At 71.6% G+C, this 18,897-nt stretch carries 20 protein-coding genes; 16 read left to right on the top strand and 4 right to left on the bottom strand.

The features are described from left to right. The first annotated feature begins 77 nt into the window (after window positions 1-77). Window positions 78-1,670 carry an alkaline phosphatase D family protein gene (locus tag EUA93_RS13625; protein ID WP_129400625.1) on the top strand — a complete coding sequence of 531 codons (1,593 nt, stop codon included), beginning with the start codon at window positions 78-80 and terminating at the stop codon, window positions 1,668-1,670. 26 nt (window positions 1,671-1,696) lie between these two features. Here EUA93_RS13625 and EUA93_RS13630 read toward each other — a convergent pair whose 3' ends face one another. Continuing rightward, window positions 1,697-2,872, bottom strand: a complete 1,176-nt coding sequence (locus EUA93_RS13630; RefSeq protein ID WP_129400626.1) for a PQQ-dependent sugar dehydrogenase — start codon at window positions 2,870-2,872, stop codon at window positions 1,697-1,699. Next, window positions 2,869-3,780, bottom strand: coding sequence for an EamA family transporter (locus EUA93_RS13635; RefSeq protein WP_129400627.1), 912 nt, complete (start codon window positions 3,778-3,780; stop codon window positions 2,869-2,871). Before EUA93_RS13635 ends, EUA93_RS13630 begins: the two co-directional genes overlap by 4 nt. A 93-nt stretch (window positions 3,781-3,873) precedes the next feature. Here EUA93_RS13635 and EUA93_RS13640 point away from each other — a divergent pair, with 93 nt between their 5' ends. The 8 genes from EUA93_RS13640 to EUA93_RS13675 all read left to right on the top strand — a co-directional run bounded on the left by EUA93_RS13640 (window position 3,874) and on the right by EUA93_RS13675 (window position 10,880). Then, complete coding sequence (locus EUA93_RS13640; protein ID WP_129400628.1) at window positions 3,874-4,965, top strand: WD40/YVTN/BNR-like repeat-containing protein; 1,092 nt, start codon at window positions 3,874-3,876, stop codon at window positions 4,963-4,965. A 16-nt stretch (window positions 4,966-4,981) separates the two neighbouring features. After that, entirely contained in the window at window positions 4,982-5,437 is a 456-nt protein-coding gene (locus EUA93_RS13645) for an SRPBCC family protein (protein WP_129400629.1), read from the top strand. Between the two features lie 218 nt (window positions 5,438-5,655). Continuing rightward, complete coding sequence (locus EUA93_RS13650; RefSeq protein WP_129400630.1) at window positions 5,656-6,282, top strand: helix-turn-helix domain-containing protein; 627 nt, start codon at window positions 5,656-5,658, stop codon at window positions 6,280-6,282. 43 nt (window positions 6,283-6,325) lie between these two features. Then, window positions 6,326-8,017, top strand: a complete 1,692-nt coding sequence (gene ilvD / locus EUA93_RS13655; RefSeq protein WP_129400631.1) for a dihydroxy-acid dehydratase — start codon at window positions 6,326-6,328, stop codon at window positions 8,015-8,017. Window positions 8,018-8,064: 47 nt separating this feature from the next. Continuing rightward, window positions 8,065-9,300 (top strand): kynureninase, encoded by a 1,236-nt coding sequence (locus EUA93_RS13660; protein ID WP_242497368.1) that lies wholly within the window; start codon window positions 8,065-8,067, stop codon window positions 9,298-9,300. Beyond that, on the top strand, window positions 9,297-10,016 hold the full coding sequence (locus tag EUA93_RS13665) for a GNAT family N-acetyltransferase (RefSeq protein WP_129400633.1): 720 nt from the start codon (window positions 9,297-9,299) through the stop codon (window positions 10,014-10,016). The genes EUA93_RS13660 and EUA93_RS13665 overlap by 4 nt, the downstream gene beginning before the upstream one ends. Before the next feature lies 1 nt (window position 10,017). Continuing rightward, window positions 10,018-10,434 (top strand): VOC family protein, encoded by a 417-nt coding sequence (locus tag EUA93_RS13670; RefSeq protein WP_129400634.1) that lies wholly within the window; start codon window positions 10,018-10,020, stop codon window positions 10,432-10,434. After that, window positions 10,431-10,880 carry a deoxycytidylate deaminase gene (locus EUA93_RS13675; protein WP_129400635.1) on the top strand — a complete coding sequence of 150 codons (450 nt, stop codon included), beginning with the start codon at window positions 10,431-10,433 and terminating at the stop codon, window positions 10,878-10,880. The genes EUA93_RS13670 and EUA93_RS13675 overlap by 4 nt, the downstream gene beginning before the upstream one ends. On the opposite strand, the gene EUA93_RS13680 is transcribed toward EUA93_RS13675, so the two are convergent. Continuing rightward, the gene (locus EUA93_RS13680) at window positions 10,861-11,619 is read right to left on the bottom strand and encodes a hypothetical protein (RefSeq protein ID WP_129400636.1); all 759 of its coding nucleotides are present in this window, start codon (window positions 11,617-11,619) and stop codon (window positions 10,861-10,863) included. The two genes, EUA93_RS13675 and EUA93_RS13680, sit on opposite strands and share 20 nt — an antisense overlap. A gap of 47 nt (window positions 11,620-11,666) precedes the next feature. On the opposite strand from EUA93_RS13680, the gene EUA93_RS13685 reads away from it, so the two are divergent. Further along, window positions 11,667-12,260 carry a TetR/AcrR family transcriptional regulator gene (locus EUA93_RS13685; RefSeq protein ID WP_129400637.1) on the top strand — a complete coding sequence of 198 codons (594 nt, stop codon included), beginning with the start codon at window positions 11,667-11,669 and terminating at the stop codon, window positions 12,258-12,260. Here EUA93_RS13685 and EUA93_RS13690 read toward each other — a convergent pair. Further along, window positions 12,257-12,706, bottom strand: a complete 450-nt coding sequence (locus EUA93_RS13690; protein WP_129400638.1) for a DUF6973 domain-containing protein — start codon at window positions 12,704-12,706, stop codon at window positions 12,257-12,259. The genes EUA93_RS13685 and EUA93_RS13690 overlap by 4 nt on opposite strands. 25 nt (window positions 12,707-12,731) lie before the next feature. On the opposite strand from EUA93_RS13690, the gene EUA93_RS13695 reads away from it, so the two are divergent. The 6 genes from EUA93_RS13695 (at window position 12,732) to ilvC (ending at window position 18,815) form a co-directional block, all read left to right on the top strand. Continuing rightward, window positions 12,732-13,748, top strand: coding sequence for a S66 family peptidase (locus tag EUA93_RS13695; RefSeq protein ID WP_129400639.1), 1,017 nt, complete (start codon window positions 12,732-12,734; stop codon window positions 13,746-13,748). A 68-nt stretch (window positions 13,749-13,816) separates the two neighbouring features. Next, on the top strand, window positions 13,817-14,494 hold the full coding sequence (locus EUA93_RS13700; protein WP_129400640.1) for a 4a-hydroxytetrahydrobiopterin dehydratase: 678 nt from the start codon (window positions 13,817-13,819) through the stop codon (window positions 14,492-14,494). Window positions 14,495-14,499: 5 nt separating this feature from the next. Further along, a complete protein-coding gene (locus EUA93_RS13705) occupies window positions 14,500-15,162 on the top strand; it encodes a VOC family protein (RefSeq protein WP_242497369.1) in 663 nt (220 codons plus the stop codon). 250 nt (window positions 15,163-15,412) lie between these two features. Further along, on the top strand, window positions 15,413-17,158 hold the full coding sequence (locus EUA93_RS13710) for an acetolactate synthase large subunit (RefSeq protein WP_129400642.1): 1,746 nt from the start codon (window positions 15,413-15,415) through the stop codon (window positions 17,156-17,158). Beyond that, window positions 17,158-17,703: an acetolactate synthase small subunit gene (gene ilvN, locus EUA93_RS13715; protein WP_129400643.1), complete on the top strand. Its 546-nt coding sequence runs from the start codon at window positions 17,158-17,160 to the stop codon at window positions 17,701-17,703. The genes EUA93_RS13710 and ilvN overlap by 1 nt, the downstream gene beginning before the upstream one ends. Window positions 17,704-17,786: 83 nt before the next feature. Beyond that, window positions 17,787-18,815 carry a ketol-acid reductoisomerase gene (gene ilvC, locus EUA93_RS13720; protein ID WP_275937878.1) on the top strand — a complete coding sequence of 343 codons (1,029 nt, stop codon included), beginning with the start codon at window positions 17,787-17,789 and terminating at the stop codon, window positions 18,813-18,815. Window positions 18,816-18,897 lie beyond the last annotated feature (82 nt).

Here is an 18,897-nt window from a genome sequence, read left to right on the forward strand (position 1 = left end):
AGCCGCCACCGAACCGACCACGACACGTCACCGGAGGGTCGCCCGTCGGCCAAGCCCGGCCGACAGCCTCCCAGGACGTGGAGACCTCTCGGCGGGTACTGCTCAAGGGTGGCCTCGTGGCCGCCGGCGTCACCTTCCTCCCCGGCATGACCGGGCCGCCGCTCGACCTGCGGCCCACTGCTGCGGCGGTCACGCCATTCGACAACCCGTTCAGCCTCGGCGTCGCCAGCGGCGACCCGTCACCCGACGGGTTCGTGCTCTGGACGCGGCTCGCGCAGCTCCCCCTCGACGACGACGGCCTCGGCGGGATGGGCCAGACGGTCCGAGAGGTCGAGTGGCAGGTCGCCACGGACCCGGTCTTCCGGCGCGTCGTCCGCCGCGGCAGGACGCGCACCGGGCCGGCGCAGGGCCACGCGATCCACCTCGAGCCGTCAGGTCTCCAACCCGACCGCGACCACTGGTACCGGTTCCGGCTCGGCCGCCACCTCTCACCCGTCGGCCACACCCGGACCGCCCCGCGTCCGGACTCGGCACCCGCCGCGCTCGCGGTGGCGTACGCCTCGTGCGCCCAGTGGGAGCACGGGTGGTTCACCGCCTACCGCCGGATGGCCGAGGACGAGCCCGACCTCGTGCTGCACCTCGGCGACTACCTGTACGAGTACGACCCCGGCTTCGAGCCGCCCGCGAGCGGCACCGTCCGCCACCACCAGGGTCCCGAGACGGTGACGCTGGCGGACTACCGGCGCCGGCACGCGCAGTACAAGACCGACGAGGACCTCCAGCTGCTGCACGCGACCGCACCGTGGGTCGCCGTCTTCGACGACCACGAGGTCAGCGACAACTGGGCGGACGAGAGCCCCGGTACGACGACCCGCCGCGACGGGTTCGGCGAGCGCCGCGCCGCCGCGCTGCGGGCCTACTGGGAGAACATGCCGCTGCGCCGCTCGGCCTTCCCGCAGGGCCCGGACATGCGGGCGAACCGGCGCTTCCAGTGGGGCGGGCTCGCGACGTTCCACATGCTCGACACCCGGCAGTACCGCGACCGGCAGGCCTGCGGCGACGGCATGGGCACGTGCGACGAGACGTGGGAGCCGGACCGCTCGATCCTCGGCACGTCGCAGGAGGCGTGGGTCGACGAGGGGCTGCGTACGTCCACCGCGACGTGGGACGTGCTCGGCCAGCAGGTGCCGTTCGGTCGCCTCGAGCTGAGCCCGGTCGAGATCGGGCGGCTGTCGATGGACACCTGGGACGGCTACCCGTCGTGCCGCGACCGGGTGCTCGACTCGATGGCGCAGGCGGCCAACCCGGTCGTGCTGACCGGCGACGTGCACGACTCGTTCGCGACCGAGGTGTGGCGCGACCACGAGGACCCCGCGTCGGTGGCCGTGCCCGAGATCATCTGCACCTCGGTCTCGAGCAACGGCGACGGCGAGGACACCCCGGACGGCAGCTTCCGCTACGCGCGGACCAACCCGCAGGTGAAGTTCTGGAACGAGCTGCGCGGCTACGTGAACCTCACGTTCACCCCCGACCGGCTCGGCGTCGACTACCGGAACCTGCCCTACGTCCACGAGCCCGGCGCACCGGTCTTCACGCGGGCGTCGTTCGCGGTCGAGGCAGGGTCGCCGCTGCTCCACGAGACGGGTGCGCACCCGCTCGCTGGGTCGTGAGTCTCCAGGAGACTCACTGCCCAGTGTCAGGGCTGGATGCGGATGATCCGGTCATCGGCCGGCGTCGGGTTGCCGCGCCCGTCCTGGTTGGACGTGGTCACCCAGAGCGTGTCGTCGGGAGCCGTGACGACCGTGCGCAGTCGCCCGTAGTCCTCGGCGAAGAAGGCCTTCGGCTTCGTGGCCCTGCCGGCAGGGGTCACGGTGATGCGCCAGAGCCGCTCGCCACGCAGCCCGGCCATCCAGAGGTGCCCGTCGGCGTACGCCAGTCCGCTCGGCGAGGCCTGGTCGACCGGCCAGACGAGCTGCGGGTCGATGAACTCGGGCGCACCGCCGCTGCCCTCGACCTCGGGCCAGCCGTAGTTGCCGCCCTTCTCGACCAGGTTGAGCTCGTCGTACTCCGAGTCGCCGAACTCGGATGCCCACAGCCGGCCCTCGTCGTCCCAGGCCAGTCCCTGCACGTTGCGGTGCCCGAGCGACCACACGGGCGAGCCCGGGTCGGGGTTGCCGGGTGCGGGTTCGCCGTCGGCGGTGATGCGGAGGATCTTGCCGGCGAGGCTGCCCGGGTCCTGGGCGAGCCCGGGGTCACCGGTCTCGCCCGTGGTGACGTACAGGTAGCCGTCGGGACCGAAGGCGATCCGGCCGCCGTCGTGGATGAAGCCCGCGGGGATGCCGTCGAGGACGACGGTGGGCTCACCGATCTCCCCGTCGGCGACGACCGCCTTGACGACGCGGTTGTCCGAGCCGGTGGTGAGGTAGAGGAACAGGGTCTGGTCGCTGTCGTAGTCGGGCGAGACCGCGACTCCGAGCAGCCCTGCCTCACCCTGGGGGACTGCGCCGCCGATCGCGCCGAGGCGGCTCCGGGCACCGTCCGGGGTGATCTCGAGGACCAGGCCGGTCATCCGCTCGGTCACGACCGCGTTGCCGTCGGGCAGGAAGTCCACGCCCCACGGGACCTCCATCTGGTCCACCAGGGTGCCGAGCGCCTCCGGAGCCCCGTCTTGTCCGCCGCTGTTGCCGCCGCCGCTGTCGCCGCCACCGTCGGAGCTGGGCTCGTCGGTCGGCGTCGGTTGCGACGGTACGTCGGTGGGCTGGGTGATCCGCGGGATCGACTCGGGGGTGGCGTCCTCGGAGCAGCCGGTCGCGGCCAGGGTGAGGGCCAGTGCGGTGAGGGCCAGTCGTGCCGAACCGGGTCGCGTGCTCATGTCGCCAGTGTGCCGGGTCCGGCCGCATGTTCCTCGGCGTCGTGGCCGGGCGGCTCGCCGAGCGCCGACCCGGAACGGGTCGCGCCGATGCTCGCCGCGACCACGCAGGCGATGGCCAGCCATTGGACCGGCGCGAGGTGCTCGTGGAGCACGACGATGGCGGCCAGCGCCGCGGCCGCCGGCTCGAGGCTCATCAGGATCCCGAACACCGCGGGCCGCAGGCTGCGCAGCGCGACGAGCTCGCAGCTGTAGGGGATCACCGAGCTCAACACCCCGACGAGCGCGCCGAGCAGCAGGATCCGGCCGTCCCAGAGGCCGCTGCCGGCGGTGAGCAGTGCCGGGAGCGTCATGCCGAGCGCTGCCACGGTGCTCGCGACCGCGAGGCCGTCGAACCCGGCCCAGCGGCGGCCCGTGCTCGCGCTGAGCAGGATGTACGCCGCCCACGCGACGCCGGCGAGCAGGGCGTACGCGACACCGAGCGGGTCGAGGACGCTCCTCTGGAAGCCGAGCAGGACGACGCCGAGGCCGGCGAGGAGCACCCAGACGAGGTCGCGGGCGCGGCGGGACCCGACGAGCGCGAGCGTCAGCGGGCCGATGAACTCGATGGTCACCGCGATGCCGAGGGGTATGCGGGAGAACGACTGGTAGATGCCCCAGTTCATAGTCGCCAGGCTCACGCCGAAGCCGATGACGACGAGCCAGTCCCGCCCGGTCCGGCCGGTGAGCCTGGGTCGTACGAAAGCGGCGAGCACGAGCGAGCTGGTGACCAGCCGGAGCCACACCATCGCCGTCGGCGAGATCTCGCCGAAGAGGCCCTTGGCGATGGCTGCGCCGAGCTGCACGGACAGGATCCCGACCAGGACCAGCCCGACGGGGCCGAGCAGGGCACGGCTGGGGCTTCGGGTCACCGCCGAAGACTAGTCAGGGCTCCGGGACCTGTCGCACCGTCGGGTGCGAGGAGTAGCGTCGACGTCCACCGCAGCGAGACCAGGAGGCTTCCGATGACGCGAACCCTGCTGATGGTGGGCACCAAGAAGGGCATGTGGCTGGGCACGTCCGACGAGGCCCGCCGGTCGTGGGACTGGACGGGACCGCACTTCCCGATGGAGGAGGTCTACTCCGTCATGCTCGACACCAGGCGCGCGGTCCCGCGCCTGCTCGCGGGAGCGTCGTCGAGCTGGTTGGGCCCGCAGGTCTGGCGCTCGGACGACCTCGGCACGACGTGGGAGGGGACGCCCGACGGCGCGGCCCGCTTCCCCGAGGACACCGGCGCGTCCCTGGCTCGCGTCTGGCAGCTGCAGCCCGGATTCGAGGACGACGTCGTGTGGGCGGGCACCGAGCCGGGCGCCGTCTTCCGCTCGACCGACGGTGGGGAGACCTTCGCACTGGTGCGCGGCCTGTGGGACCACCCGCACCGCGAGGAGTGGAACGAGGGCTTCGGCGGTCAGGCCTTCCACACGATCCTGCCCGACCCCCGCGACGGCCGGCACGTGCTTGCGGCGCTGTCGACGGGCGGGGTCTACGCCACGGCGGACGGTGGGGAGTCCTGGTCGCCCTCCAACACCGGGGTCAAGGCCGAGTTCTTCCCCGGTGAGCGGAACTACCCGGAGTTCGGGCAGTGCGTCCACAAGGTCGCGCGCGACTGCTCGGACCCCGACCGGCTCTACCTGCAGAACCACGGCGGCGTCTACCGGTCCGACGACTGCGGCGCGTCCTGGCAGGACATCGCACCCGGGCTGCCGACCGAGTTCGGCTTCGCGATGGTGGCGCACCCGCACCGGGCCGACACGGCGTACAACTTCCCGATCACCGGCGCGGAGGCGCGCTGGCCCGTCGACGGCAAGGCGCGCGTCTACCGGACCACGGACGCCGGTGGGTCGTGGGAGCCGCTGGGCGCGGGCGTGCTGCCCGACACCTACTTCACCGCGGTGATGCGGGATGCGATGTGCGTCGACGACCACGAGGAGGTCGGCCTCTACTTCGGTGGCAGGAACGGCGCAGTGTGGGCCTCGCCCGACGAGGGCGGCTCGTGGCAGGAGATCACCCGCAACCTCCCGGACGTCCTCGTCGTCCGTGCCGCCCGGCTCGACTGAGGTCTACTGTCAGCGCATGGCCGCCTTCTCGCTCTCGCGCAGCACCCGGATCGCGGCGGACGCCACCCGTGTGCACGCCTTCCTCGACGACTTCCGCGAGTGGCAGAAGTGGTCACCGTGGGAGGGCGCCGACCCGGCCCTGCACCGCGAGTACACCGGTCCCGACCACGGCGTCGGGGCGACGTACCACTGGTCCGGCAACAAGAAGGTGGGCGAGGGCGAGATGCGGATCACCGACTCGACCCCGACCGCGGTCGTCGTCGACCTGGTGTTCGTCAAGCCGTTCAAGGCCACCAACGTCACCACCTTCTCGCTCGTGCCCGACGGCCAGGCGACCGAGGTGACCTGGACGATGACCGGCCAGCGCAGTGCGGTCATGGGCATCCTCGGCACGCTGTTCTTCGACAAGGCGATCGGCGGCGACTTCGAGAAGGGCCTGGCCTCCCTCAAGCAGGAGGCCGAGCGGGCCTGACCTCGGCCGCACTGGTTCGTGAGTCTCTGAGCGACTCACGAACCAGCGCGCAGCAAGTGGCTCGAGCGGCAGGGTCGGGATCGCGGATCGTGGGCCGGCAACTGTCCACAGGCCGCGGCCAGCGGCCCCTTCTGGCGCCTCTGTGGAGAACCCGCGCCGGGTGTCGGCGGCGGTCCCTGGGATGGGAGCACGACATCCCAGGAGACAGGAGAGAGCTGATGGGGCATGCACGGCTGGCGTGGTTCACGAGCAAGCAGGAATGGACCAAGGACGTCGATGACTGGTCGCTGGACGAGTGGGAGTGGTTCTGGATGGGACCGTTCGACGGCGGGATCCCGGGCATGGTGCGACGCGTCCGGCGCATCCTGGACGTGTCCCAGCGAGGGCTCGCCGAGCTGATCGGCGTCTCGCAGTCGGTGGTCGCGCGGTGGGAGACCGGCCGGACCAGTCCGCGGTCCAGCGTGATGGCGGACCTGCTGCGCCGCGCCCGGCTGACTGTCACGGTCACGGACGACGACGACCAGGAGGTGCAGCCGATGAGGGACGACGGTGTGCGCCAGGTGCACGGCAGCCGTTTCCCGGCGCACGTCGACCTGCGCGTCACCGGCTGGTGGGTGCCGGCGAACGTGGAGTCGACGATGGTCGAGTACTACCAGTGGAAGCGTCGGTCCAAGGAGGCCCGCGACCCGTCCGTGCGCTACCAGCGCGCCCGTTGGAGGCGCCGGCTCGAGCGTGAGCTGCGGGGCACGCCCGACGACCACCCCTCGGTCGAGCAGTGCGCCGCCGAGGCCGAGCACCTCGACGAGGTCAGGGAGCAGCGCCGGCTGCCCCGGGCGGCGGCATGAGACACGACGCAGGCGCGGGGGAGCGGCGGACTAGCCTGACGGCATGACGCAGACCCCCGACGCACCCGACATCAAGCCCCGGAGCCGCGACGTCACCGACGGCCTCCAGGCAACTGCTGCGCGAGGCATGCTCCGCGCGGTGGGCATGGGTGACGACGACTGGGTCAAGCCGCAGATCGGCGTCGCGTCGAGCTGGAACGAGATCACTCCCTGCAACCTCTCCCTCGACCGGCTCGCCAAGGCCGTGAAGAACGGCGTGCACGCGGCCGGTGGGTACCCGCTCGAGTTCGGCACCATCTCCGTGTCGGACGGCATCTCGATGGGTCACGAGGGCATGCACTTCTCCCTCGTCAGTCGCGAGGTCATCGCCGACTCCGTCGAGACGGTGATGATGGCCGAGCGCCTCGACGGCTCCGTCCTGCTCGCCGGCTGCGACAAGTCGCTGCCCGGCATGCTGATGGCAGCCGCCCGCCTGGACCTGGCGAGCGTCTTCCTCTACGCCGGCACGATCATGCCCGGCCAGGTCGACGGTCGCGACGTCACGATCATCGACGCCTTCGAGGCCGTCGGCGCCTGCCTCGCCGGCAAGATCACCCGCGAAGAGGTCGACAAGGTCGAGCGCGCGATCTGTCCCGGCGAGGGTGCCTGCGGTGGGGCGTACACCGCCAACACGATGGCGAGCGTCGCCGAGGCGATCGGCATGTCCCTGCCCGGCAGCTCGTCCCCGCCGGCCGTGGACCGCCGTCGCGACGGGTTCGCCCACAAGTCGGGCGAGGCCGTGGTGGAGATGCTGCGCCAGGGCATCACCGCCCGGCAGATCATGACCCGTCCCGCCTTCGAGAACGCGATCGCGATGGCGATGGCCCTCGGCGGCTCGACGAACGCCGTCCTCCACCTGCTCGCCATCGCGCGCGAGGCCGAGGTCGACCTGACGCTCGACGACTTCACGCGGATCGGCAAGAAGGTCCCGCACCTGGCCGACATGAAGCCGTTCGGTCGCTTCGTGTGGACCGACTTCGACCGCGTCGGCGGCATCCCCGTGCTCCTGAAGGCGCTGCTCGACGCCGGCCACCTGCACGGCGACGTCCTCACCTGCACCGGCAAGACCATGGCGGAGAACCTCGCCGACCTCGACCCCAGGCCCCTCGACGGCGACATCCTGCGCCAGATCGACAAGCCGATCCACGCCACCGGCGGGCTGACGATCCTCAAGGGCTCGCTCGCCCCCGACGGCGCCGTGGTCAAGAGTGCCGGCTTCGACGACTCGACCTTCACCGGCACCGCCCGCGTCTTCGACGGCGAGCGCAAGGCGCTCGACGCCCTGGGCGAGGGTGCGATCAAGGCCGGCGACGTCGTCGTCATCCGCTACGAGGGTCCCAAGGGCGGACCGGGCATGCGCGAGATGCTCGCCATCACCGGTGCGATCAAGGGCGCCGGCCTGGGCAAGGACGTCCTGCTGATCACCGACGGACGCTTCTCCGGCGGCACGACGGGACTCTGCGTCGGCCACATCGCCCCGGAGGCGAGCGACGGCGGCCCGATCGCCTTCCTCCAGGACGGCGACCAGATCACCCTCGATGTCGCCAACATGACGATCGACGTCCACGTCGACGAGGCCGAGCTGGCCGAGCGCGCCGTGGGCTGGGAGCCGCTCCCGCCGAAGTACACGCGCGGTGTCCTCGGCAAGTACCGCAAGGTCGTCCAGTCCGCCGCGCACGGAGCGGTCTGCTACTGACCGATGCCCTGCTCGGCGCGGAACGGGTCGGCGGATAGGTTGCCGTGGTGAACCACGACACCGCTGCGCAGCTCGACGCCGCCGACCCGCTCGCGCACTTCCGCGACCGGTTCGTCGGAGCGACGTCCGACCTCGTCTACTTCGACGGCAACTCCCTCGGCCGCCCGGTCGCGGCCGCGGCCGGACGGCTCACCGAGTTCGTCGAGCAGGAGTGGGGCGGTCGCCTCATCCGCGGCTGGGACGAGCGCTGGATGGACCTCCCGACGACCCTCGGCGACGACCTCGGCCGGGTCGTGCTCGGCGCGGCGCCCGGTCAGACCGCCATCGGCGACTCCACGACCGTCTGGCTCTACAAGCTGATGCGCGCCGCCGTCGACCACGCCCTGCGCACCGATCCCGCGCGCACCGAGATCGTCATCGACACCGACAACTTCCCCACGGACCGCTACGTCGCCGAGGGCATCGCCGCCGAGCGTGGCCTGACGCTGCGCTGGATCGAGGTCGACACCTCGGCCGGCGTCACCGCCGACCAGCTCCGCGAGGCCGTCGGCGAGCAGACCGCACTCGTCGTCCTCACCCACGTCGCCTACCGGTCGGCCTGGCTCGCGGACGGCCCCGAGCTCACCCGCATCGCCCACGAGGCCGGCGCGCTCGTGCTCTGGGACCTCTGCCACTCGGCCGGGTCGGTCGAGGTGGACCTGGACGGGTGGGACGCCGACCTGGCCGTCGGGTGCTCCTACAAGTACCTCAACGGCGGCCCCGGGTCGCCCGCCTTCGGCTACGTCAACGCCCGGCTCCAGGAAGAGCTCACCCAGCCGATCCAGGGCTGGATGGGCCACGCCGACCCGTTCCTGATGGGCCCCGGCTACACCCCCGCGCGCGGCATCCGCCGCTTCATCTCGGGCACCCCGCCGATCCTCGGGATGGTCGCCATGCAGACGATGCTCGAGCTGGTCGAGGAGGCCGGCATCGGGGCGATCCGCGCCAAGTCCGTCGCGCTGACGTCGTACGCCGTCGAGGTCGCCGACGCGACGCTGCCCGAGGTCACCCTCGCCTCGCCGCGCGATCCCGCGCAGCGCGGCGGCCACGTGACCCTCCACCACGACAGGATGCGCGAGGTCACCGCCAGGCTCTGGGAGCGCGACGTGATCCCGGACTACCGCGACCCGGGCGGCCTGCGGATCGGGCTCTCGCCGCTGTCCACGTCGTTCGACGAGGTCGAGCGCGGGATGGCCGCCGTGGCCGAGGCACTCGCCCACCCCGTGAGCGGGTCCGGTCGATGAGCCAGCAGCGGATCGGACGTCCCGTCGACTGGACGCCCGCGCGACGGCCGGAGAAGGTCACCCTCGACGGGGCCGGCGTGCGCCTCGAGCCGATCGGCCCGCAGCACGTCGACGACCTGGTCGAGGCGGTCTGCGGTCCCGACGACGACGCCCTGTGGATGTACCTCTTCTGGGAGCGCCCGCGCGACCGTGACGAGATGGCGGCGATCGTCGAGCGCGGAGCAGCCGACGACGACCGGGTCATGTTCGCGATCGTGCCGACCGAGACCGGCCGCGCAATCGGCTTCTGCTCGCTGATGCGGATCGACCCGGAGATGGGGTCGATCGAGGTCGGCGGCATCGCCTACGGCCGCCGGCTCCAGCGCAGTCGGGCCGCGACGGAGGTCCAGGCGCTGCTGATGCGCCACGTCTTCGACGACCTCGGCTACCGGCGCTACGAGTGGAAGTGCGACAGCCTCAACGCCCCGTCGCGCCGAGCCGCGATCCGGCTCGGCTTCATCTGGGAGGGCCGCTTCCGCAACGCCGTCGTCTACAAGGGCCGCAACCGCGACACCGACTGGTTCTCGATCATCGACCTCGAGTGGCCGCGCGTCAGCAGGGCCCTCGACGAGTGGCTCGACGACCGCAACTTCGACTCGATGGGGCGCCAGCGGGTCCGTCTGGCAGCCCGCCCGCCCGAGACGGACCCGAAGAAGGACCCGAAGAAGGAGCAGTGAGATGGACCAGCGCGTCAGCTTCATCACCCTCGTCGTGACCGACCTCGAGGCCACCCGGAAGTTCTACGTCGAAGGACTCGGCTGGGAGCCCGAGGTGGACGTGGTCGGCGAGGTGCTGATGTTTCGTGTGGCCGAGAAAGTCGTGCTGAGCCTGTGGGTCGAGGGCGGCTTCGTCGCCGAGGTCGGGGAGGCGCCTGCGCGCGGCGGCGTACCTCCGATCACGCTGTCCCACAACCTCGCCACCACGCAGGGCGTGGACACCGTCCTGGAGCAGGCGCGCGCCGCCGGCGCCCCGCACATCGGCGAGGCGAGCCAGCGGGAGTGGGGCGGCTACACCGGCTACTTCTCCGACCCGGACGGATTCCGGTGGGAAGTGGCCTACAACCCGCAGGAGATCGGGCAGTCTGTGCTCCCGTGAGCACCGACCTGCAGGCCGTCCCCGGCTGGGACGACTACTTCCTCGGCATCGCCGGCGCCGTGTCCGCCCGCGCGAAGTGCACCCGCCGTCGCGTGGGAGCCGTGCTCACCATCGACCACCGCATCATCGCGACGGGCTACAACGGCGCCGCGCCCGGTGAGGACGACTGCCTGATGGGTGCGTGCCCGCGCGGCCGGCTCGGGTACGACGACGTGCCCGGGCTCGGCGACTACGACCGGCCCGGCACGCCGGGGTTCTGCATCGCGATCCACGCCGAGGTGAACGCGCTGCTGTTCGCGACACGCGACACCAAGGGCGCCACGGCCTACATCACCGACCCGCCCTGCCCGGGCTGCCGCAAGGCGCTCGCCGCCGCGGGCGTGGTCCGCGCCGTCTGGCCCGAGGGCGAGCACGATCGCGAGGGCCTCACGACGTGGAGTCGGTAGCCGCGCTGGTTCGTGAGTCTCCTGGAGACTCACGGTCGAGCGCGGCCTCCTCCCGGGCCTTGTCGGCAGCTTCCTCGGCCGCCTTCTCCTCGGCCTTCTTGCGCCGCTTGACCTCGCCACGGGCGATGAAGAACGCGATCAGGATCGGGATGGCGAACTTCCGCACCGTGTCGACCCACGGGGGCAGGTCGGGGAGGTCCGGCCACGGGATCGACGGCCAGGGGATCGACGGCCAGCTGATCGACGGGAGGGGGATGGAGGGCCACGGGATCGACGGCCACGGGATCGACGGCAGGTCGATGTCCGGCCACGGGATGTCGAGGCTCGGCCAGGGGACGAGCGTGAGCAGCCAGACCAGCAGGATCGGCACCCCGACCCCGGCCGCGGCGACCACCGTCTGCCGCACGGTGTGCAGGTGCGGGTGGCGCCCGATCCAGTCGGCGCGCGCCGCTGCCTTCGACCCGGCCTCGGGCTCGAGGTCGGTGCCGCCGAGGCCCGTGTGCGCGGCCGCCTCCGACTCGTGGAGCGTCACCCGCCGGGCGGGCCCGACCAACGGGAACTTGAGCCGCACGGCCCCGCCCTCCGGCGAGGTGACCACGATCGTCTCGTCGGACGTCTTCTTCGTCGCCACCTGCGCGTCGTCACGCGTCCACGTGACGTGGCGCACCAGCGCACCCTGCTCGATCGTCACGACGTGGTGGTGCCCGTCGTGCGCAACGTCCCAGCGTTCTTCCCCCATGACTGCAATACTAGAGCACGTACTCCACGAAAGGGAGGGGTGACCCGGTGGCACGCACGATCGACCCCGCGAAGCACGAGGCCCGGCGCCTGGTCATCATCGACGCCGCACTCACCTGCTTCGCGGCCACCGGCTACGCCGGGACGTCGACGGCTGCGATCTGCCGGCAGGCGGGCATCGGGTCGGGCACCTTCTTCCACTACTTCCCGACCAAGCAGTCGCTGCTCCTCGCGATCCTGGCCTACGGCACCGAGGAGACCCGCGACTGGTTCGCCGCGCGCGCCGACGACGAGGACCCGCTGGCGGTCGTCGTGGCCTACCTCGACCACACCGCCGAGGAGATGTCGGACCCCCGGATGGCGGGGTTCGTGCGCGCTGTCAGCGCGGTGATGGGGGAGCCCGACGTCGAGGCCGCGCTCGCGCTCGACACCCGCGTGCTCGAGGACGGCCTCGAGCCGTGGATCGCGCGTGCCCAGGCCGCCGGGCAGGTCCGTACGGACCTCTCCGCCCGTGACCTCACGGCATGGATGCTGGTCGTGCTCGACGGGTTCCTCGGGCGGGTGGCGGTCGACACCGACTTCACGGCCGAGGGCCAGCGCGACACCCTCCGAGACGTCGTGCGCCGCGTGCTCTCCCGCTAGTGCGGCTTCACCCAGATGAGCTCGTCGGACTCCCACTTCTCCAGGGCCACCGGCGCCAGGCTCGCCACCGCGTCGGAGGCCGAGCCCGAGGCCAGCGCCGAGGCGTGCGCCTCGCCGTAGTCCTGGCCGACGGCGTTGTTGTGCGCGTCGACCCGGGAGTCCTTCAGGTTCGGTGAGGAGACCTCCTGCGCCGCGGCGATCGAGGTCGCGGCCTCGCGGCCGAACCGCGCAGTCAGCACGGCCTGCCACATGAAGTGCCGCAGGGCGTTGGTCCGGCCGGGCACACCCCTGCCGTGCGTCGCGGCCGACTTCAACGCGGCCTGCGAGATCAGCAGCACCTCGCCGGCCTGCGACGCGCTGAGGCCGGCGCGGGTCGCGGCCGTCCAGAGGCGCGGGACGCCCGTACCGGCGTGGATGGCCTGCTGGACGAGGTCGCCGAATCCCATGGACACAGGGTGACAGACTCGACGCATGACCCAGTCGGTCCGCTTCCCGCGCCCCCTCCGCCCCGGTGACCGGATCGGTGTCACCTCGCCGTCCGCCGGTGTCGCCGGGGCTGCTGCGACCCGGATCGGGTTCTGCATCGAGTGGTTGCGCGAGCGCGGGTACGACGTGGTGGTCGGGGAGTGCATGGACGGCACCGGCCTGACGTCCGCGCCCGCCGAGCAGCGCGCCGCCGAGCTGACGCGGATGCTCGCCGACCCCGACATCCGCTGCGTCCTTCCGCCGTGGGGCGGCGAGACCGCGATCGACCTCGTCGACCTGATCGACTACGACCTGCTCGCCGACGCGGAGCCGACGTGGCTGGTCGGCTTCTCAGACCTCTCGACGGTCCTCGTCCCGCTCGCCACCCGCCTCGGCTGGGCGACCCTCCACGGCGACAACCTCGCCGACACGCCGTACGACGTCCCCGACGGGCTGCTCCACTGGCTCGACCTCGCGAGCGGTGAGGGGCCGTTCGTCCAGCGGGACTCCGGCGTGGTCACCGACTGGTGGCGGTTCGAGGAGGACCCCCGCGCCACCACCTGGAAGCACGTCGGGACGAGTCGCTGGGAGCTCGAGGGCGGCGGCAGCCTGGATGTGACCGGCCGTCTCATCGGCGGCTGCGTGGAGACCACCGCGAACGTCGCCGGCACCGCCTACGGCGACGTCCGCACGTGGGCGGACGGGCTCGACGAGCCCACGATCGTGTACGTCGAGGCCTGCGAGGAGGACGCGGTGAACATCTGCCGCTACCTCCACTCCCTGCGGCTGGCGGGCTGGTTCGACCGCGCGGTCGCTGCGCTGGTCGGAAGCACGAACGCCCCGGACCACCCGGACCTGACCCAGCGAGGGGCGGTCCTCGACGCGCTCGGGCGGCTCGACCTGCCGATCGTCTGGGACCTCGAGATCGGGCACGTGCCGCCCCACCTGCCGCTGGTCAACGGTGCGCTCGCGCGCGTGGTGGTCGACGGCGAGACCCGGCAGATCACCCAGACGCTCTCCTGAACCGCGCCCGGCCGCAGCCCTGCAGAAGGGGGTGGCCGCTGTCGGTGGCGAGTGGCAGGGTCGGTGCCATGAGCGAAGTGGACCCGAAGGCACGACTCACCCACGACCAGATCCTCGACGCCGGCCTCGACGACTGGCGCAAGGTGCTCAACCGGATCCGGGCGCGCTTCCGCACCGGTGACTTCGCCACGGGTGTGGCGTTGGTCGACAGGATCGGCGCTGCGGCCGACGAGGCCGACCACCACCCCGACGTCTCGCTCACCTATCCCGAGGTGATCGTGACGCTGAGCAGCCACGACGTCGGCGGCATCACCAGCCGTGACATCGACCTCGCCCGCCGGATCAGCAGCTTCGCGGCCGAGCTCGGCGCCGAGGCCGACACGTCCGGGCTCACGATGCTCGAGCCCGGCCTCGACACGGCCGCTCCCGAGCGGCTCGGAGCGTTCTACGCCGCCCTCCTCGGCGGCGACGTGAGCAACGGGGAGCCCGTCGACCCGAGCGGGCAGGTGCCCGGCCTGTGGTTCCAGAAGGGCGAGCGCGGAGCGTCCGACCTCCCCGCCCAGGACCACGAGCAGCGCTGGCACTTCGACGTGTGGGTGCCCCACGACGAGGGGGAGCGGCGTCTCGCCGCCGTCCTCGCTGCCGGCGGCACCCTCGTCAGCGACGCCGAGGCTCCGGCCTTCTGGGTCGTGGAGGACGCCGACGGCAACCGGTCGTGCATCTGCACCCCGCTCGACCGGGGCTGATGCGCGTGGGGGAGAGCAGGGCGCTGCGCTTCAGCGAGGTCCAGGCCGAGGACGGCCTCGCCGACTGGCGGATGATGTTCCAGACCCTCGAGACGAGGTTCGCCACGGGTGGCTTCACGCGCGGGCTCGAGCTGGTGGCGTACATCGGTGGGGTGGCCGAGGAGCTCGGCCACACGCCGGAGCTCGACCTCCGGGCGACCACGCTCCACGTGCGACTGATCAGCCGCGACGTCTTCGGCGTGACCCAGCGCGACCTCGCGCTGGCCCGCGGGATCAGCGGCGTCGCCGCCGAGCTCGGGGTGCCGGCCGACCCGGCGGCCGTGGAGATCGTCGAGCTGGCGCTCGACACCCCCGACCACGCCGAGGTCAAGCCGTTCTGGCGGGCCGTCCTGGGCTACGACGACCACCCGCTCCACGACGCCGAGGTGCGCGACCTGGCGGGCACCGGCCCGGCGCTGTGGTTCCAGCGCACCGACCCGCACGAGACGCCCCGGCAGCGCTTCCACCTCGACATCCGGGTCGCCCCGGAGCTGGTTGCGCCGCGCACCGAGGCGGCGCTCGCCGCCGGCGGGACGCTGGTGAGCGACGATCGCGCCCCGGCGTTCATCGTCCTCGCCGACCCGCAGGGCAACCAGGCCTGCCTCACCACGGGTCTCGGGCGCGACTGAGGCCGGTCCCGCAATGCCACCATCCGAGACTGCTGTTTCAGATGTTGGGACGCCTGTCACACTTGCTTGACGTCGGACCACCCCGGCGGCGACGGTTGTCACATGCGCACCGAGATCCTTCTTGTACGCACGCGACGCGTGAGCTGAGGCCCTCCGGCCGAACGCACGCGCGTCACCCCTCGTCGCCCACCGGGCCGAGGGGTTTTTTGTTGGGCAGGGCACGACGAGATCCAGATACGGAAGAAGAACCATGACGGAGCAGGGCGGACAGGTCACCGGCGCGCAGAGCCTGGTGACGTCTCTCGAAGCGGCCGGGGTCACCGAGATCTTCGGCATCCCGGGCGGCACCATCCTCCCGGCCTACGACCCCTTGATGGACTCGACGCGGATCCGGCACATCCTGGTCCGCCACGAGCAGGGCGCCGGCCACGCCGCCCAGGGGTACGCCGCGGCGACCGGCCGGGTCGGCGTGTGCATGGCCACCTCGGGCCCGGGCGCGACCAACCTCGTGACGCCGCTCGCGGACGCGATGATGGACTCGGTGCCGCTGGTGGCGGTGACCGGCCAGGTCGCGGCGTCGATGATCGGCACCGACGCCTTCCAGGAGGCGGACATCCGCGGCATCACGATGCCGGTGACCAAGCACAACTTCCTGGTCACCGACCCGGCCCAGATCCCGCGCACGATCGCCGAGGCGTTCCACATCGCCTCGACCGGTCGCCCCGGTCCGGTCCTGGTCGACATCGCTAAGTCGGCGCAGCAGCAGATGACGACCTACGCCTGGCCCACCGAGCTCAACCTGCCCGGCTACCGCCCGGTGACCACGCCGCACGCCAAGCAGATCAAGGAGGCCGTGCGCCTCATCCGCGAGGCGAAGCGACCGGTCCTCTACGTCGGCGGCGGCGTCATCCGTGCCAACGCCTCGCGCGAGCTCGCCCAGCTCGCCACGCTGACCGGCATCCCCGTGGTCACCACCCTGATGGCCCGCGGCGCCTTCCCCGACAGCCACCCGCAGCACCTCGGCATGCCCGGGATGCACGGCACCGTCGCCGCCGTGGCGGGCCTGCAGAAGAGCGACCTGATCATCAGCCTCGGCGCCCGCTTCGACGACCGCGTCACCGGCAACCTCGACTCGTTCGCGCCCAACGCGCTCGTCATCCACGCCGACATCGACCCGGCCGAGATCGGCAAGAACCGGCACGTGGACGTGCCGATCGTCGGCGACTGCAAGGAGGTCATCGCCCAGCTGGTGGCGCTCCTGCAGGCCGAGGGCGCGGACGGCGACTACGAGGGGTGGGTGGCGTTCCTGTCCGGCGTGAAGAAGACCTACGCCCTGGGCTACGACGCCCCGGACGACGGCTCGCTCGCCCCGCAGTACGTCCTCGAGCGGCTCAGCGCGATCGCCGGGCCCGACTCGATCTACGCCGCAGGCGTCGGCCAGCACCAGATGTGGGCCTCGCAGTTCATCGGCTACGAGAACCCGCGCACGTGGATCAACTCCGGCGGCCTCGGCACCATGGGCTACGCGGTGCCCGCCGCGATGGGCGCCAAGGTCGGCATGCCCGACACCACCGTCTGGGCGATCGACGGCGACGGCTGCTTCCAGATGACCAACCAGGAGCTCGCCACCTGCGCCATCAACGACATCCCGATCAAGGTCGCGATCATCAACAACGAGTCGCTCGGCATGGTCCGCCAGTGGCAGACGCTCTTCTACAACGAGCGCTACTCCAACACCGACCTGCACTCCAAGCGGATCCCCGACTTCGTCAAGCTCGCCGACGCCTACGGCTGCGTGGGCCTGGCGTGCGAGACGCCGGAGGAGGTCGACGCGACGATCGAGAAGGCCATGTCGATCAACGACCAGCCCGTCGTGGTCGACTTCCGTGTGCACCGCGACGCGATGGTGTGGCCGATGGTGGCCGCCGGCGCCAGCAACGACGAGATCCGGTACGCGCGCGACCTGGCGCCCCAGTTCGACGAGGACGACATCTGATGAGCGCCAACAAGCACACCTTGTCCGTGCTGGTCGAGAACAAGCCCGGCGTGCTGGCCCGCATCGCGAGCCTGTTCTCGCGGCGCGGCTACAACATCGACAGCCTCGCCGTGGGGCCGACCGAGCACCCCGAGATCTCCCGGATGACGATCGTGGTCAACGTCGACGAGTCCCCGCTCGAGCAGGTCACCAAGCAGCTCAACAAGCTGGTCGAGGTCATCAAGATCGTCGAGCTCGACGGCCCCGCCTCGGTCAAGCGCGAGCTGATGCTGGTCAAGGTCCGGGCCGACGCCGCCAGCCGCGGCGCGGTGCTCGACGCCGTACAGCTCTTCCGGGCCAAGGTCGTCGACGTCGCGCCCGACGCCGTCACCATCCAGGCTGTCGGCAACGCCGACAAGCTCGCCGACCTGCTGCGGGTGCTCGAGCCCTTCGGCATCCGCGAGCTCGTGCAGTCCGGCATGGTCGCCATCGGCCGCGGCACCCGCTCCATCAGCGAGCGGTCCCAGCGCCCCACCGCCGTCCCGGCCCCCGCGTCGGCGATCTGAACCACCCACCTCGGCACGCCGTTCCTCGCGGCTGCTCGATCACCGAAGAGTTCCACCCCAACCCGATTGAAGGAGAGCCCCCAGTGGCTGAGATGTTCTACGACGACGACGCCGACCTGAGCCTGATCCAGGGCAAGAACGTCGCCGTGATCGGCTACGGCAGCCAGGGCCACGCCCACGCGCTGTCCCTGCGCGACTCGGGTGTCGACGTCCGCATCGGCCTGCAGCCCGGCTCGAAGAGCCGCGAGAAGGCCGAGGCCGAGGGCCTGCGCGTCCTCACCCCCCGCGAGGCGGCGGAGGAGTCCGACCTGATCGTGATCCTCGCCCCCGACCAGCACCAGCGCAAGCTCTACGCCGAGGAGATCGAGCCCGCGCTCACGCCCGGCGACACCCTGGTCTTCGGCCACGGCTTCAACATCCGCTTCGGCTACATCACCCCGCCCGAGGGCGTCGACGTCTTCATGGTCGCCCCCAAGGGCCCGGGCCACCTCGTGCGTCGTGAGTACGTCGACGGCCGCGGCGTCCCGGTCCTCGTGGCGGTCGAGGAGGACGCGTCCGGCAACGCCTGGCCGCTCGCCCTCTCCTACGCCAAGGCGATCGGTGGCCTCCGCGCCGGCGGCATCAAGACCACCTTCACCGAGGAGACCGAGACCGACCTCTTCGGCGAGCAGGCCGTCCTGTGCGGTGGCGCCTCGCAGCTCGTCATGTACGGCTTCGAGACCCTCATCGAGGCCGGCTACCAGCCCGAGGTCGCCTACTTCGAGTGCCTCCACGAGCTCAAGCTGATCGTCGACCTCATGTACGAGGGCGGCATCGCCAAGCAGCGCTGGTCGGTCTCCGACACCGCCGAGTTCGGTGACTACGTCTCCGGGCCCCGCGTGATCACGCCCGACGTGAAGAAGAACATGCAGGACGTGCTCGCCGACATCACCTCCGGCGCGTTCGCCGAGCGCTTCATCACCGACATGGACAACGGCTCGCCGGAGTTCACCGAGTTCCGCAAGGTGGGTGAGTCGCACCCGATCGAGCAGACCGGCCGGGAGCTGCGCAAGCTCATGGCGTGGGTGAAGTCGCACGACACCGACTACGTCGAGGGCACCGCCGCCCGCTGACCGGCACCCGCCACCCAGCTCGACCGACCGCGGCCCTCCCCGAACGCAGGGGAGGGCCGCGTCGTCGTACGGCGGCAAGTTA

It is taken from the genome of Nocardioides oleivorans (assembly GCF_004137255.1).
In the GTDB taxonomy this organism is placed as follows: domain Bacteria; phylum Actinomycetota; class Actinomycetes; order Propionibacteriales; family Nocardioidaceae; genus Nocardioides; species Nocardioides oleivorans.

Coding starts and splice junctions, on each gene's coding strand:
- EUA93_RS13690 (WP_129400638.1), bottom strand. CDS start 12,706: ATGGGATTCGGCGACCTCGTCCAGCAGGCCATCCACGCCGGTACGGGC.
- ilvN (WP_129400643.1), top strand. CDS start 17,158: ATGAGCGCCAACAAGCACACCTTGTCCGTGCTGGTCGAGAACAAGCCC.
- EUA93_RS13650 (WP_129400630.1), top strand. CDS start 5,656: ATGGGGCATGCACGGCTGGCGTGGTTCACGAGCAAGCAGGAATGGACC.
- EUA93_RS13680 (WP_129400636.1), bottom strand. CDS start 11,619: ATGGGGGAAGAACGCTGGGACGTTGCGCACGACGGGCACCACCACGTC.
- EUA93_RS13710 (WP_129400642.1), top strand. CDS start 15,413: ATGACGGAGCAGGGCGGACAGGTCACCGGCGCGCAGAGCCTGGTGACG.
- EUA93_RS13670 (WP_129400634.1), top strand. CDS start 10,018: ATGGACCAGCGCGTCAGCTTCATCACCCTCGTCGTGACCGACCTCGAG.
- EUA93_RS13695 (WP_129400639.1), top strand. CDS start 12,732: ATGACCCAGTCGGTCCGCTTCCCGCGCCCCCTCCGCCCCGGTGACCGG.
- EUA93_RS13645 (WP_129400629.1), top strand. CDS start 4,982: ATGGCCGCCTTCTCGCTCTCGCGCAGCACCCGGATCGCGGCGGACGCC.
- EUA93_RS13630 (WP_129400626.1), bottom strand. CDS start 2,872: ATGAGCACGCGACCCGGTTCGGCACGACTGGCCCTCACCGCACTGGCC.
- EUA93_RS13700 (WP_129400640.1), top strand. CDS start 13,817: ATGAGCGAAGTGGACCCGAAGGCACGACTCACCCACGACCAGATCCTC.
- EUA93_RS13665 (WP_129400633.1), top strand. CDS start 9,297: ATGAGCCAGCAGCGGATCGGACGTCCCGTCGACTGGACGCCCGCGCGA.
- ilvD (WP_129400631.1), top strand. CDS start 6,326: ATGACGCAGACCCCCGACGCACCCGACATCAAGCCCCGGAGCCGCGAC.
- EUA93_RS13640 (WP_129400628.1), top strand. CDS start 3,874: ATGACGCGAACCCTGCTGATGGTGGGCACCAAGAAGGGCATGTGGCTG.